The sequence below is a fragment of the Pseudomonas sp. DC1.2 genome, assembly GCF_034351645.1.
Classification (GTDB): domain Bacteria; phylum Pseudomonadota; class Gammaproteobacteria; order Pseudomonadales; family Pseudomonadaceae; genus Aquipseudomonas.
In genome coordinates this window covers 4,625,697-4,640,053 of sequence record NZ_CP133782.1, presented here as the reverse complement: position 1 = coordinate 4,640,053, position 14,357 = coordinate 4,625,697, and the positions used below count along the sequence as shown (strand labels likewise).

Below are 14,357 nucleotides of genomic sequence, written 5' to 3'. Positions count from 1 at the left end.
CGCTACTACCCTCGAGATTGAGGTCGTTAGGTGCCTAAGGGGATGGCGCTCTCGCACTGAAAAGTGGCACATTGACGGCCCTGCCTGTGTGCATCCATTTGTCGTACGGAAACTTCTATGGCTCTCAGCAACGCCCCGGCTGGCGCGACGCCGGTCCCCGCGACAGCTCAAAGCAGTCCGCTGGTTATGCGCATTATTGGCGCGGTAGCGCTGGCGCATATGATCAACGATCTGATTCAGTCGGTCCTGCCGTCGATCTACCCGATGCTCAAGGCCAATTACGGTCTGACCTTCACCCAGGTCGGCCTGATTACCCTGACCTTTCAACTGACGGCTTCGCTGTTGCAGCCGTGGGTCGGTTATTACACGGATCGCCATCCCCAACCCTGGTTGTTGCCGGCCGGGACGGTCTGCACGTTGGTGGGCATTTTAATGATGTCCCAAGTCGGCACCTTTCCTCTGATTTTGCTGGCGGCGGGGCTGATCGGCATTGGCTCGTCGACATTTCACCCGGAGGCCTCCCGCGTGGCGCGGCTGGCCTCGGGCGGGCGGTTTGGTCTGGCGCAGTCGACCTTCCAGGTGGGCGGCAACGCCGGCTCAGCGTTCGGCCCATTGCTCGCGGCGGCAATCATCATCCCTTACGGCCAAGGCCATGTAGCGTGGTTTGGATTGTTCGCGGTGTTTGCGCTGTTCGTGCTCTATCGGATCAGCCGTTGGTACGCCAATCATTTGAGCCTGTTCAAGCTCAAGCAAGGTCAGGCGGCGACGCATGGGCTGTCGAAGCGCCGGGTGATCAGTGCGCTGGTGGTGCTTGGGCTACTGGTGTTCTCGAAATACTTCTACATGGCCAGTTTCACCAGCTACTTCACTTTCTACCTGATCGAAAAGTTTGATCTGTCAGTGGCAAGCTCGCAGTTGCACTTGTTCCTGTTTCTGGGGGCGGTGGCGGCGGGGACCTTTTTCGGTGGGCCGATTGGCGACAAGGTTGGGCGTAAGGCGGTGATCTGGTTTTCGATCCTCGGCGTAGCGCCATTCACCCTGATCCTGCCGCACGTCGATCTTTTCTGGACCAGTATTCTCAGCGTCGTCATCGGTTTCATCTTGGCTTCGGCGTTCTCGGCCATCGTGGTGTACGCGCAGGAGTTGGTGCCGGGGAATGTCGGGATGATCGCAGGCGTGTTCTTTGGTTTGATGTTCGGTTTTGGCGGGATTGGTGCGGCACTGCTGGGGCACCTGGCGGATGTTCGAGGGATTGAGTACGTGTACTTTCTGTGCTCGTTCCTGCCGTTGTTTGGCGTATTAGCGATCTTGCTGCCAAGAACAAAAAAGGCCTGAGCGCCCGCCGTCTAATGTGGCGGGTGATTATTTCAGGTGCAAAAAAGCCGCGTATAAAACGCGGCTTTTTCTTGTGCGGGTGTTTAGACGTTGAAACGGAAGTGCATTACGTCGCCGTCTTTCACGATGTAATCCTTGCCTTCCAGACGCCATTTACCGGCTTCTTTGCTGCCAGCTTCGCCCTTGTACTGGATGAAGTCGTCATAGGCGATAACTTCTGCGCGGATGAAGCCTTTTTCAAAGTCGGTGTGGATCACGCCAGCGGCTTGTGGCCCGGTAGCACCGACGCGGACGGTCCAGGCGCGAACTTCTTCAACGCCGGCGGTGAAATAAGTCTGTAGGTGCAGCATCTCGTAGCCGGCGCGAATCACGCGGTTCAGGCCCGGTTCTTCGAGGCCCAGGGCTTCGAGGAACATGTCTTTCTCTTCGCCATCATCCAGCTCAGCGATTTCGGCTTCGATCTTGTTGCAGACCGGAACCACGATTGCGCCTTCCTCTTCGGCAATGGCCTTGACCACGTCCAGCAGCGGGTTGTTCTCGAACCCGTCTTCAGCGACGTTGGCGATGTACATGACCGGCTTGGTCGTCAGCAGGTGGAAGCCACGAATCACCGCTTTGTCGTCGGCATGCATGGTCTTCATCAGCGTGCGCGCAGGCTTGCCGAGGGTGAAGTGAGCGATGAGTTGCTCCAGCAGCCCTTTCTGGACCACGGCATCCTTGTCGCCGCCCTTGGCGTTGCGGGCAACTTTCTGCAGTTGCTTCTCGCAGCTGTCGAGGTCAGCGAAGATCAGTTCGAGGTCGATGATCTCAATGTCGCGTTTCGGGTCGACGCTGTTGGAGACGTGAATTACGTTCTCGTCTTCGAAGCAGCGGACCACGTGGGCGATGGCATCGGTTTCGCGGATGTTGGCGAGGAACTTGTTACCCAGGCCCTCGCCTTTCGAGGCGCCGGCAACCAGGCCTGCGATATCGACGAACTCCATTGTGGTCGGCAGGATGCGCTTTGGATTGACGATGGCTGCCAGGGCTTCCAGACGTGGATCCGGCATTGGCACGATACCGGTGTTCGGCTCGATGGTGCAGAAGGGGAAGTTCTCGGCCGCGATCCCGGATTTGGTCAGGGCGTTGAATAGGGTGGACTTGCCGACGTTAGGCAGGCCGACGATGCCGCAATTGAATCCCATGGTGTTTTCCCCGAGGAGTGAGTCAGGCCTTCTGGCTGTGCAGGTTTTTCATCGCGCGGTTCCATTCACCGGCGAGGATATCCGGCAGCACGCCGAGGGCAAAGTCGATGCTGGCATCGAGTTTTTCCTGTTCGGCGCGTGGCGCACGACCCAGGACGAAATTTGAAACCATACTGGCAACGCCCGGGTGGCCAATGCCAAGCCGCAAGCGGTGAAAGGTATTCTGATTGCCCAGTTGCGCAATGATGTCGCGCAACCCGTTGTGACCGCCATGGCCGCCGCCCTGCTTGAGTTTGGCAACGCCCGGAGGCAAGTCGAGTTCGTCATGCGCCACCAGGATTTCTTCAGGCGTAATACGGAAGAATCCGGCAAGTGCCGCTACGGCTTGGCCGCTACGGTTCATGTAGGTGGTGGGAATCAACAGACGAACATCCTGACCTTGATGCGAATAGCGTCCGGTCAGGCCGAAATATTTGCGATCGGCCGCAAGGTTAACACCCTGGGCGTTCGCGATGCGCTCAACAAAAAGGGCCCCTGCGTTATGCCGAGTCTGTTCGTATTCAGCGCCTGGATTTCCCAGGCCAACGATCAGTTTAATGGCAGTCACGATAGGGGCCCTTCCTTGGAGTTTTGGATAACATCGCCGCAATCAAAGCGTGCGGCAAAAGTGGACGACAAGTGCTCATTTACCATTATGTAAACTCCGCGTTCCCGTCCGCTTTCTCGCTACGTTTCAGTTCGCGATGTTACCTGGTCACTCCGGCGTTACAGAGTAATTTACTCTGCAGCGCCTTCTTCAGCTTCTGGAGCAACACGTGGAGCGTGAACGTTGGCAACAGCCAGGTCGTTACCGTGAGCCAGAGCAACAAACTCAACGCCTTTAGGGGCTTTGAGGTCAGACAGGTGAATGATCGAGCCGACTTCGGCGTTAGCCAGGTCAACTTCGATGAATTCAGGCAGGTCTTTCGGCAGGCAGGACACTTCGATTTCAGAAGTAACGTGCGAGATTTCGCCGCCTTTCTTGATCGGAGCAGCTTCGCCGATGAAGTGTACAGGCACGATAGCGGTCAGTTTCTGGCCAGCTACAACGCGTACGAAGTCAGCGTGCATCACGTGGCCTTTGGCCGGGTGACGCTGCAGAGCTTTGATGATGACGTTTTGCTTGGTGCCGCCAACATTCAGCTCGATGATGTGGCTGTAAGCCGCGTCGTTTTCGAGCAGTTTGGCAACTTCTTTAGCTTGCATGCTGATGGATTCAGGGGCTTTCTCGCCACCGTAAACTACAGCTGGAACCAGGCTTGCGAGACGACGCAGGCGGCGGCTCGCACCTTTCCCCAGGTCGGAACGCACTTCAGCATTCAGGGTAAAATCGTTCATGTTGTATCTCCAAAATAACCACATTCGCCCCAGCGGTTGCGACCAGCGCTAAAGGCGATATGGGCAAAAAAGCCCCGCCCCGACAGGAATGCCGGGGCGGGGCGCTTTTCGACAACGAGAGGTTCGAGAAGGGCAGGGCCCTTAGCGGAACATCGCGCTGATCGATTCTTCATTGCTGATGCGGCGAACCGCTTCAGCAACTACCGGCGCGATATCCAATTGACGGATACGTGTGCAGGCTTGAGCAGCAGCGGACAACGGGATGGTGTTAGTTACCACCAGTTCGTCCAGCATGGAATTTTCGATGTTTTCGATCGCTCGACCGGACAGCACAGGGTGCGTGCAGTAAGCGAAAACCTTGGAAGCGCCATGCTCTTTCAGGGCCTTGGCCGCGTGGCACAGAGTGCCGGCGGTATCGACCATGTCGTCAACCAGAATGCAGGTACGCCCTTCGACATCACCAATGATATGCATCACTTCAGAGTGATTGGCTTTCTCACGGCGTTTGTCGATGATCCCGAGATCTACGCCCAGGGACTTGGCAACAGCACGTGCACGCACGACGCCACCAATGTCCGGGGACACGATCATCAGGTTTTCGAAGCGCTGATCTTCAATGTCATCCACCAATACTGGGGAGCCGTAGATGTTATCTACCGGAATATCGAAGAAACCCTGAATTTGGTCAGCATGCAGATCAACCGTGAGAACACGATCGATGCCGACTACGGTAAGCATGTCAGCAACGACTTTCGCGCTGATAGCCACACGTGCGGAACGCGGACGGCGATCCTGACGGGCATAACCAAAGTAAGGAATAACAGCAGTGATACGAGTAGCTGAGGAGCGGCGGAAGGCATCAGCCATCACTACCAGTTCCATCAGGTTATCGTTGGTCGGAGCGCAAGTCGGCTGAATAATGAAAACGTCTTTACCGCGGACATTTTCATTGATCTCGGCTGTAATTTCGCCGTCGGAAAACTTACCGACAGAGATGTCACCGAGAGGGATATGCAGCTGACGTACAACACGCCGAGCCAGATCGGGGTTAGCGTTCCCCGTAAAGACCATCATCTTGGACACGCGCAGTACCTGAAGGCTGAGGGTAACCTGGATGAGTATTAGAAAATGGCAGGGGCGGCTGGATTCGAACCAACGCATGGCAGGATCAAAACCTGCTGCCTTACCGCTTGGCGACGCCCCTGTATTTGTTGCAACGAGTACCCAGTACTCGATTCCTTTTAGAGCAGACTTTGCAGCTTGCGATGCAACATCGAAATGTTACTTCCCTTTGCTACAAACCCTGTAAGGGTCTCTGTAAGAAGGGCCGAGACTTTATCAGCTTCAGCTTTGCTTGGGAAGCCCCCAAACACACAACTTCCAGTTCCGGTGAGTTTTGCTTCGGTAAATTTACCTAACAAATCCAATGCGTTACGTACATCTGGGTAACGCCTTGCTACCACCGGTAAGCAGTCATTTCGACTGTTTCCCTTGGGAACGGGGCGCACTTTAATGGGAGAAGAGTTACGTGTCAACAACGGATCTGAAAAAATTTCTGCTGTACTTACAGATACTTGCGGCACGAGTACCAGATACCAAGGTTCTTCGGGGTCTACAGGGGTGAGTTTTTCGCCCACACCTTCCGCAAAAGCTGCATGCCCACGCACGAAAACCGGGACGTCGGCGCCCAGCGTCAGGCCCAGCACGGCCAGTTGGTCTTCATCCCATCCCAATTGCCAGAGATGATTGAGGCCGAGCAATGTGGTGGCGGCGTTTGAGCTGCCGCCACCAATTCCACCGCCCATGGGCAGGATTTTTTCGATCCAGATATCGATGCCCAGCGAACAACCCGATTGCTCCTGAAGTCTTTTTGCGGCTTTGACGATCAGGTTGCTGTCGTGGGGGACGCCCTCGAATTCGGTATGCAAGCGAATGACACCGTCATCGCGCACGGCGAAGGTGATGTCATCGCCGTAATCGAGAAACTGAAAAATAGTCTGCAACTCGTGATAACCGTCTTCACGGCGCCCGAGAATGTGCAGCATCAAATTAAGTTTGGCAGGTGAGGGCAGCGTCAAGCGCGGAGCAGTCATGTTCACTGCCCCAGTTTGCGTGGTTGCCATTCCTTGATCACCAGCGTGACGTCAAGGTCAGTTCCATGCAGTTTGATTCGCTCGGGCAGCCAGTAACCGTTTTGCTCGGCATAGCTCAAGTATTCGACCTGCCATCCATCTTGTTCCAGGCTGGCCAGTCGGCTGTCAGCGTCGAGGCTTAGGCGGCTTTTGCTGTCCGGTGCCGGTAGCCCGCGAACCCACCAGGCGAGGTTGGACACTGGCAGCTTCCAGCCGAGCTGTTCTTCGAGCAGGGCTTCCGGGGTGGGCGCCTCGTAGCGACCCTGATTGGCAACTTCCAGCGAGACCTTGCCGGGGCGCCCCGTCAGGCGTGCTGCGCCGCGACCGAGAGGGCCGGAGAGGCGAATGTCGTAGTAATCCTGTCGTTGCAGCCAGAACAAAGTGCCGCTGCCCGAGTCTTTCGGCGCGCGAATCCCGATCTTGCCGTTGATCTGCCAGCCGTCGAGGCTGGTCATTTGCTGTTTGTGTACGCGCCATTGGGCGGGGTCGCCGTGACCCTCGACCGACTCGCGGGCGCCGAAGCCCGCGCAACCGGCGAGCAGGGCGATAAAGCTGAAAACGATAACGTGGCGCAAAAACATAATCTTAAAGAGTCTCTGATCCGGTCAGGCGCTTGATGGTGCTGCGCAGGGTAGGGCTGTCGGGCTGGTTCTTGAGGAACTTGCCCCAGACTTGCTTGGCTTCGCGTTGCTTGCCGTTGCTCCACAGGACTTCGCCCAGGTGAGCGGCGACTTCCTGGTCGGGGAAACGCTCCAGGGCCAGGCGCAGATAGCGTTCGGCTTCATCAAGGTTGCCCAGGCGGAAATTCACCCAGCCGAGGCTGTCGAGTACCGCTGGGTCTTCCGGGTTGAGCTGGTGCGCGTGTTCGATCAGGGCCTTCGCTTCGGCGTAACGCGTCGTCCGGTCAGACAAGGTGTAGCCAAGGGCGTTCAGTGCCATCGCATTGTCCGGGTCGCGCTTGATGATCAGTCGCAGGTCTTTCTCCATCTGCGCCAGGTCATTACGTTTTTCGGCCAGCATGGCCCGCGTGTAAAGCAGATTCAGATCGTCCGGGTATTGCTGCAAGGCGTGTTGCAAGACTTTCCACGCCTTGTCGTCCTGTTTGTTGGCGGACAAAGTCTCGGATTCGATCAGGTACAGCTGGATCGCATAATCCGGTTGCGTGTCGCGCTCTGCTGCCAGCTTGGTTTGGGCTTCAGCGGTTTTGCCGTTGTTCATCAGGATGTCGGCCTGGCGCAATTGCGCAGGCAGGTAGTCATTGCCGGGGCCGACTTGGGCGTATTCGATCAGCGCGCCTTGTGGGTCGTTGCGCTCTTCGGCAATGCGGCCCAGGTTCAGGTGCGCGGAGTCGACGTGGCTTTCGCGTGCGATAAGGTCTTCCAGGTAACCCTTGGCCTCGTCCCAGGCCTTGGCTTCCAGGCAGACAAGTGCCAGGGAGTAGCGCAGTTCGTCGTCTTCGGGGTATTGCTGCACCAGGCTGGAAAACTCGACCTTGGCATCGTCCATACGGTCCTGCTCGACCAGCAAGCGGGCGTAAGTCAGGCGCAGGCGTTTGTCGTCCGGGTATTTCTTGATGTTTTTTTGCAGCAGCGGCAGCGCTTCGCCGCCTCGGTTGAGCGCTTGCAGCAGGCGCGCGCGCAACAAAATCGGTGCAATTTCGCCATCGTCCGGCGGATTGTCTTCCAGCAGCGTCAGTGCGCCTTTGCCATCGCCGTCTTGCTGCATCAGCAAGGCCTTACCGAAAATCAGCTGGCTGTTTTTCGGGTGGCGTTGCAACAGGCGGTCAAAGCTTTTCATCAAACCGTTGCGGGTGTCCTGGTCGGTATCAGCGGCAGACAAGGCAAGAAAGTCAAAGTGTGTGTCACCTTTGCCCTGCAACACTTTTTCCATATAGACCATGGAGTCGTCATAGCGACCGGCGCGAGCCAACTGCACGGCGGCAGCCCGTTGCGCTTCGAGGTCGTCCGGTGCATTTTTTGCCCAGATCAGCGCGGTGTCCAGGGCTGCCTGATCGGCGCCCAGGTACTCGGCGATACGGAATGCCCGCTCGGAGATGCCCGGATCCTGAGTGTTGATGGCCTGGGTCACGTAGTTGTCCAGGGCAATGTCGAAACGATTGCGCTGGCCAGCCAGTTCGGCACTCAACAGGCTGAAGATGGTTTCTTCACTGAATGAGCTGTAAACCTTGGGCTTTTCAGGGGCGGGAGTGCTGCCTTCAACCGGCGGCGTACCGTCCGGCGAAACGGGTGCCATGGCTTGGCAGCCGCTGAGGAAGACAAAAGCAAGGAGCAACGCGGAAGATCTATTCATATAGGAGAAGGACGACTAACCTGCGGTCGGATCATCATGACACAAGCTTTCGGCCAAACATAACCGAGTCTCAGTGGATGCCTGATAGGGGCTGGTAATTGGGACAATAGTCAGCAGTAGTTGTTCTGTCTGTGGCGAAGTAGGACAATTGCCGGCTTCACGTCACCATCAGCGACCTTGAATGGCCTTTCTTGCACTCGGTATTAACCACAAGACTGCTTCCGTAGACGTCCGCGAGCGCGTGGCCTTCACCCCTGAGCAGCTGGTGGAGGCCTTGCAACAGCTCTGTCGCCTCACTGACAGCCGCGAAGCCGCGATCCTCTCAACCTGCAATCGCAGTGAGCTGTATATAGAACAGGATCAGCTTTCATCTGACGTCGTGTTGCGGTGGCTGGCTGATTACCATCATTTAAGCCTCGAAGAGCTGCGTTCGTGTGCTTATGTACACGAAGATGATGCGGCAGTTCGTCACATGATGCGGGTGGCGTCCGGACTCGACTCGTTGGTGCTCGGCGAACCGCAAATTCTCGGCCAGATGAAGTCGGCCTACGCCGTGGCTCGCGAGGCCGGCACCATCGGTCCGTTGCTCGGGCGGCTGTTCCAGGCGACGTTCAATGCCGCCAAGCAAGTGCGCACGGACACCGCCATTGGGGAAAACCCGGTGTCGGTGGCCTTTGCTGCGGTCAGCCTGGCGAAACAAATTTTCAGCGATTTGCAACGCAGCCAGGCGCTGCTGATTGGTGCCGGTGAGACCATCACCCTGGTCGCGCGTCATCTGCACGAGCTGGGTGTGAAGCGTATTGTGGTCGCTAACCGCACACTGGAGCGTGCGAGCATCCTGGCCGAACAGTTCGGTGCCCACGCGGTGTTGCTGTCGGACATCCCGGCTGAACTGGTGCGCAGTGACATCGTCATCAGCTCCACGGCCAGTCAGTTGCCGATCCTCGGCAAAGGCGCGGTGGAAAGTGCGCTGAAGCTGCGTAAGCACAAACCGATTTTCATGGTCGATATCGCCGTTCCTCGGGATATCGAGCCGGAAGTCGGCGAGTTGGACGACGTTTATCTTTACAGCGTCGACGATTTGCACGAAGTGGTCGCTGAAAATCTCAAGAGTCGACAGGGCGCTGCCCAGGCGGCGGAAGAGATGGTCTCGATCGGTGCCGACGATTTTATGGTTCGCCTGCGCGAGCTGGCGGCTGTGGATGTGCTCAAGGCTTATCGTCAGCAAAGCGAGCGCATGCGTGACGAAGAATTGCATAAAGCTCAGCGCATGCTGGCCAACGGCAGCAGCGCTGAAGACGTGCTGGTGCAATTGGCGCGCGGGTTGACTAATAAATTGCTGCACGCCCCAAGTGTGCAATTGAAAAAGCTCACTGCCGAAGGCCGCCTCGATGCGCTGGCCATGGCCCAGGAACTCTTTGCCCTCGGTGAGGGCTCGTCGGATAGCTCGGATAAAAAACCGCAATGAAAGCGTCACTGCTCAATAAGCTGGACATCCTCCAGGACCGTTTCGAGGAATTGACCGCCCTGCTTGGTGATGGCGAAGTCATTTCCGACCAGAACAAATTCCGCACTTACTCCAAGGAGTACGCGGAAGTCGAGCCCATTGTTGAAACCTATAAACAGCTGCTTAAAGTGCAGGGCGATCTTGAAGGCGCCCAGGCGCTGCTCAAGGACAGCGACCCGGACATGCGTGAAATGGCCGTGGAAGAAGTCCGCGAAGCCAAAGAGCAACTGATCGACATCGAAGCCCGCTTGCAACGCATGCTGCTGCCCAGAGACCCGAACGACGGACGCAACGTGTTCCTCGAAATTCGTGCGGGCACCGGCGGAGATGAGGCGGCAATTTTCTCCGGTGACCTGTTCCGCATGTACTCGCGTTACGCCGAGCGGCGTGGCTGGCGGGTAGAGATTCTCTCGGAAAACATCGGTGAACATGGTGGCTATAAAGAAGTTATCGCCCGGGTCGAGGGTGACAGCGTCTACGGCAAGCTGAAATTCGAATCCGGTGCGCACCGCGTACAACGAGTCCCGGCCACTGAATCGCAAGGCCGCATCCACACGTCGGCGTGTACCGTGGCGGTATTGCCCGAGCCGGACGAGCAGGAAGCGATCGAGATCAATCCTTCGGATTTGCGCGTCGACACCTACAAATCTTCCGGTGCCGGTGGTCAGCACGTCAACAAGACCGACTCGGCGATCCGCATTACGCACTTGCCATCCGGCATCGTGGTCGAGTGTCAGGAAGAGCGTTCTCAGCATAAGAACCGAGCCCGGGCGATGTCATGGCTGTCGGCCAAGCTCAACGATCAGCAAACCAGCGCCGCGGCGAATGCTATTGCCAGCGAGCGTAAGTTGCTGGTGGGCTCGGGGGATCGTTCCGAGCGCATCCGCACCTACAACTTCGCCCAAGGCCGGGTCACCGACCACCGGGTCAACCTGACGCTGTATTCACTCGACGAAATCCTTGCCGGTGGCGTCGATGCAGTGATTGAACCGTTACTGGCCGAGTTCCAGGCCGATCAATTGGCAGCGATAGGTGAGTAAATGACAATCATTGCCAGTTTGTTAAGGGCTGCCGAGCTACCTGACTCGCCGAGTGCGCGTCTGGACGCTGAACTGCTGCTGGCCGCGGCCCTGGGCAAGCCCCGCAGTTTTTTGCACACCTGGCCCGAGCGCATTGTGCCGAGCGAGGCCGCGCTGGCGTTTGCCGGCTACCTGCTGCGGCGCCGTGGCGGTGAGCCAGTGGCTTACATCCTCGGTCAGCAAGGGTTCTGGAAACTCGACCTGGAAGTGGCGCCGCACACGTTGATCCCGCGTCCCGACACCGAGTTGTTGGTCGAAACCGCGCTGCAATTGTTGCCCGCCACACCGGCCAAGGTCCTCGACCTTGGCACTGGCAGCGGTGCGATTGCCTTGGCACTCGCCAGCGAACGTGCAGCCTGGAATGTCACTGCCGTGGACCGAGTGCTCGAAGCCGTGGCGCTGGCGGAGCGAAATCGCCAGCGCCTGCATTTGAATAACGCCACGGTGTTGAGCAGTCATTGGTTCAGCGCGCTGCAAGGTCAGCGTTTTCAGCTGATCATTAGCAACCCGCCCTACATTGCCTCAGCCGACCCGCACCTGGTCGAAGGCGACGTGCGTTTCGAGCCGGCCAGTGCCTTGGTGGCTGGCATCGACGGGCTCGACGACTTGCGGTTGATCGTTGCCCAGGCACCGGACTACCTCGAGGCCGGCGGCTGGCTGATGCTCGAGCACGGTTACGATCAAGCCGAGGCCGTGCGCGATTTGCTGCTGATCCACGGTTTTAACGAGGTCCACAGCCGCACCGACCTCGGTGGCCACGAACGCATCAGCCTGGGGCGCCTGCCGTGCTGAATGATCAGGAATTGTTGCGCTATAGCCGGCAAATTCTGTTGCAACACGTAGACATCGACGGTCAATTACGGCTCAAGGGCAGCCGTGTACTGATCGTGGGCCTGGGCGGTCTTGGCTCTCCGGTCGCGCTTTACCTCGCCGCCGCGGGTGTCGGTGAGCTGCACCTGGCGGACTTCGACACTGTCGACGTGACCAACCTGCAACGCCAGATCATTCATGACACCGACAGCGTAGGCGTAAGCAAGGTCGATTCGGCGATCCGCCGTCTTGGCGCGATCAACCCCGAGATTCAATTGGTCGCCCATCGCACGGCGCTCGATGAAGACTCGCTGGCCGCCGCTGTAATGGCGGTGGACCTGGTGCTGGACTGCTCCGACAATTTCGCCACCCGCGAAGCGGTCAACGCCGCGTGTGTGGCCGCTTGCAAACCCTTGGTCAGCGGCGCGGCGATTCGGCTGGAAGGGCAACTGTCGGTGTTTGACCCTCGCCTTGCGCACAGCCCTTGTTATCACTGTTTATACGGGCACGGCAGCGAAGCCGAACTGACGTGCAGCGAGGCGGGTGTGCTCGGTCCGCTGGTGGGTCTGGTGGGCAGTCTGCAAGCCCTCGAAGCCTTGAAGTTGTTGGCCGGGTTTGGCGAGCCGCTGGTCGGTCGTCTGTTGTTGATCGATGCCTTGGGTACACGCTTTCGTGAGTTGCGGGTCAAGCGTGATCCGGGTTGCAGCGTCTGTGGGTCACGCCATGCGTGAGGCGCCGATTGGCGTGTTCGATTCCGGTGTCGGCGGGTTGTCGGTGTTGGCCGAAATCCAGCGTCTACTGCCCCACGAGTCTCTTTTGTATGTCGCCGATTGCGGGAATATTCCCTATGGCGAGAAAACCCCGGAATTCATCCAGCATCGTTGCAGCGTGATCGCCGAGTTTTTTCAGCGCGAAGGCGCTAAAGCGTTAGTGCTGGCCTGCAACACCGCCACGGTGGCTGGCGTGGCTAATTTACGCCGCGATTATCCCTTTTGGCCGATCGTGGGCATGGAGCCGGCAGTCAAACCGGCCGCCGCCGCTACTCGCAGCGGCGTGGTCGGTGTACTCGCCACCACTGGCACCTTGCAGAGTGCCAAGTTTGCGGCCTTGCTGGACCGTTTTGCCACTGATGTGCGAGTCATCACCCAGCCGTGTCCCGGTCTGGTGGAGCTGATTGAAGGTGGCGACCTGCACAGTCCGACCCTGCATCAACTGCTCAAGAGTTATGTCGATCCGCTGCTGGCCACCGGGTGCGACACGATCATTCTTGGTTGTACGCATTACCCCTTTCTCAAGCCCATGCTCAAACAGATGATCCCGGCAGACATCAGCCTGATCGACACCGGCGCCGCCGTGGCCCGGCAACTTCAGCGGTTGTTGGCCGACCGTGAATTGCTTGCCGAGGGGCCAGCTCGGGCTGCCCAGTTCTGGACGAGCGCCGACCCGGATCATTTCAGAAGTGTCCTGCCTGTACTGTGGAATTCACAGGGCCTGGTACGAAGTTTCGACAGGTAAAAAAATTGTGAAATAAGGCTCAAATGGGCTGAACTTCTGATTAATCGTCGACTTCTATAGCTGGTCTGTTGAGTAACAAAAAAACCACATTTACATCGTTCGGGAAAGGACGTTTCTAATGAAGAAACTATTCTGCTTGGCTGCGATTGCGGCCGCATTGTTTGGGCAAAGCTTGACTGCGCAAGCGGCAGGCGTGGAGTTCGGGGTCGGTCAGACCAGCGATTCGACCATGACTTACCGGCTGGGTCTGCAATTCGATTGGGACAAGAGTTGGCTGCAAAGTGACGTCGGTCGAGTGACCGGTTACTGGAGTGGCGCTTACACTTATTGGGAAGGTGACAAGACGCCGGGCGCCAGCAGCCTCTCGTTTTCTCCGGTGTTTGTTTACGAGTTTGCCGGGCAGAACGTCAAACCGTATGTCGAGGCAGGGATTGGTGTGTCGTTGTTCTCCCGGACTCAGCTTGAAGACAACAACATTGGTGAGTCCTTTCAGTTCGAAGACCGCCTCGGGTTCGGCCTGCGCTTTGCGGGTGGGCATGAAATCGGGGTTCGCGCGACGCACTATTCCAACGCCGGTATCAACAGTAACAATGGCGGCGTAGAAAGCTACGCGCTGCATTACACCCTGCCGTTGTAATCCTCAAAGATTCGCTAGCCGCTCGCTTCTACAGGCGTCGATAGTTTCCTGTGGAGGTGAGCCTGCTCGCTAAAGCGTAAGTGCCGTCAACACGTGCGCTTGAATCGGCTGGTTTTATCGGTACACCGACGTGATGCCTTGGCGCTCTTCCATGCACTCCGGCGAACCCGTGGCGAATTCCCGGCAGATCAGCGGTCGTTTTTCGTAGATGGTACACATCATCGTGTTGCGATCCAGCGCGGCGCACCAGCCGTCATCCAGGCGCAGCATGACTTCCCCGCCCCAGTCATCGGTATCGATAAAACGATCGGGCACGCCCGTGTCGGTGATCAGCATGACTTCGAGCTGACAGCAGCAGGCGGAACAGGTCGAGCACGTGACCGCCGGATCAGCGATTTGCGTGTGGGGAATGGTTTTCATGGCGCGCAGTGTAAGGCAGTGGATCGATGCTGTGTGAAAGGCCTGACAGAC

15 protein-coding genes and 1 tRNA gene are annotated in these 14,357 nt (G+C 57.8%); 7 read left to right on the top strand and 9 right to left on the bottom strand.

Annotated features, from left to right (window positions below; all coding sequences use genetic code 11):
• The first annotated feature begins 117 nt into the window (after positions 1–117).
• Positions 118–1,335 (top strand): MFS transporter, encoded by a 1,218-nt coding sequence (locus tag RHM68_RS20975; protein WP_322218728.1) that lies wholly within the window; start codon positions 118–120, stop codon positions 1,333–1,335.
• An 83-nt stretch (positions 1,336–1,418) separates the two neighbouring features.
• On the opposite strand, the gene ychF is transcribed toward RHM68_RS20975, so the two are convergent.
• The 8 genes from ychF to RHM68_RS20935 all read right to left on the bottom strand — a co-directional run bounded on the left by ychF (position 1,419) and on the right by RHM68_RS20935 (position 8,338).
• Positions 1,419–2,519 (bottom strand): redox-regulated ATPase YchF, encoded by a 1,101-nt coding sequence (ychF, locus tag RHM68_RS20970; RefSeq protein ID WP_322218726.1) that lies wholly within the window; start codon positions 2,517–2,519, stop codon positions 1,419–1,421.
• 22 nt (positions 2,520–2,541) lie between these two features.
• Positions 2,542–3,126: an aminoacyl-tRNA hydrolase gene (pth, locus tag RHM68_RS20965; protein ID WP_150747831.1), complete on the bottom strand. Its 585-nt coding sequence runs from the start codon at positions 3,124–3,126 to the stop codon at positions 2,542–2,544.
• Positions 3,127–3,296: 170 nt separating this feature from the next.
• Entirely contained in the window at positions 3,297–3,896 is a 600-nt protein-coding gene (locus tag RHM68_RS20960; RefSeq protein WP_322218724.1) for a 50S ribosomal protein L25/general stress protein Ctc, read from the bottom strand.
• A gap of 141 nt (positions 3,897–4,037) precedes the next feature.
• A complete protein-coding gene (locus tag RHM68_RS20955; protein WP_003439794.1) occupies positions 4,038–4,979 on the bottom strand; it encodes a ribose-phosphate pyrophosphokinase in 942 nt (313 codons plus the stop codon).
• Positions 4,980–5,025: 46 nt separating this feature from the next.
• A tRNA-Gln gene (locus RHM68_RS20950) sits at positions 5,026–5,100 on the bottom strand.
• 37 nt (positions 5,101–5,137) lie between these two features.
• Entirely contained in the window at positions 5,138–5,989 is an 852-nt protein-coding gene (gene ispE, locus RHM68_RS20945; protein WP_322223895.1) for a 4-(cytidine 5'-diphospho)-2-C-methyl-D-erythritol kinase, read from the bottom strand.
• Positions 5,990–5,991: 2 nt separating this feature from the next.
• On the bottom strand, positions 5,992–6,609 hold the full coding sequence (gene lolB / locus RHM68_RS20940; RefSeq protein ID WP_322218723.1) for a lipoprotein insertase outer membrane protein LolB: 618 nt from the start codon (positions 6,607–6,609) through the stop codon (positions 5,992–5,994).
• Positions 6,610–6,613: 4 nt separating this feature from the next.
• Positions 6,614–8,338: a tetratricopeptide repeat protein gene (locus RHM68_RS20935; protein WP_322218722.1), complete on the bottom strand. Its 1,725-nt coding sequence runs from the start codon at positions 8,336–8,338 to the stop codon at positions 6,614–6,616.
• Positions 8,339–8,519: 181 nt separating this feature from the next.
• On the opposite strand from RHM68_RS20935, the gene hemA reads away from it, so the two are divergent.
• The 6 genes from hemA to RHM68_RS20905 all read left to right on the top strand — a co-directional run bounded on the left by hemA (position 8,520) and on the right by RHM68_RS20905 (position 13,886).
• A complete protein-coding gene (gene hemA / locus RHM68_RS20930) occupies positions 8,520–9,806 on the top strand; it encodes a glutamyl-tRNA reductase (protein ID WP_322218718.1) in 1,287 nt (428 codons plus the stop codon).
• Positions 9,803–10,885, top strand: a complete 1,083-nt coding sequence (prfA, locus tag RHM68_RS20925; protein ID WP_322218716.1) for a peptide chain release factor 1 — start codon at positions 9,803–9,805, stop codon at positions 10,883–10,885. The genes hemA and prfA overlap by 4 nt, the downstream gene beginning before the upstream one ends.
• Complete coding sequence (gene prmC / locus RHM68_RS20920; protein WP_322218714.1) at positions 10,886–11,716, top strand: peptide chain release factor N(5)-glutamine methyltransferase; 831 nt, start codon at positions 10,886–10,888, stop codon at positions 11,714–11,716. It abuts the gene before it with no gap.
• Positions 11,710–12,465, top strand: a complete 756-nt coding sequence (locus RHM68_RS20915) for a molybdopterin-synthase adenylyltransferase MoeB (protein WP_322218711.1) — start codon at positions 11,710–11,712, stop codon at positions 12,463–12,465. Before prmC ends, RHM68_RS20915 begins: the two co-directional genes overlap by 7 nt.
• Positions 12,458–13,249: a glutamate racemase gene (murI, locus tag RHM68_RS20910; protein WP_322218708.1), complete on the top strand. Its 792-nt coding sequence runs from the start codon at positions 12,458–12,460 to the stop codon at positions 13,247–13,249. The genes RHM68_RS20915 and murI overlap by 8 nt, the downstream gene beginning before the upstream one ends.
• A 118-nt stretch (positions 13,250–13,367) precedes the next feature.
• A complete protein-coding gene (locus RHM68_RS20905) occupies positions 13,368–13,886 on the top strand; it encodes an acyloxyacyl hydrolase (protein ID WP_322218706.1) in 519 nt (172 codons plus the stop codon).
• A 114-nt stretch (positions 13,887–14,000) separates the two neighbouring features.
• Here RHM68_RS20905 and RHM68_RS20900 read toward each other — a convergent pair whose 3' ends face one another.
• Positions 14,001–14,306: a YkgJ family cysteine cluster protein gene (locus RHM68_RS20900; protein WP_322218703.1), complete on the bottom strand. Its 306-nt coding sequence runs from the start codon at positions 14,304–14,306 to the stop codon at positions 14,001–14,003.
• Between the last annotated feature and the right edge of the window lie 51 nt (positions 14,307–14,357).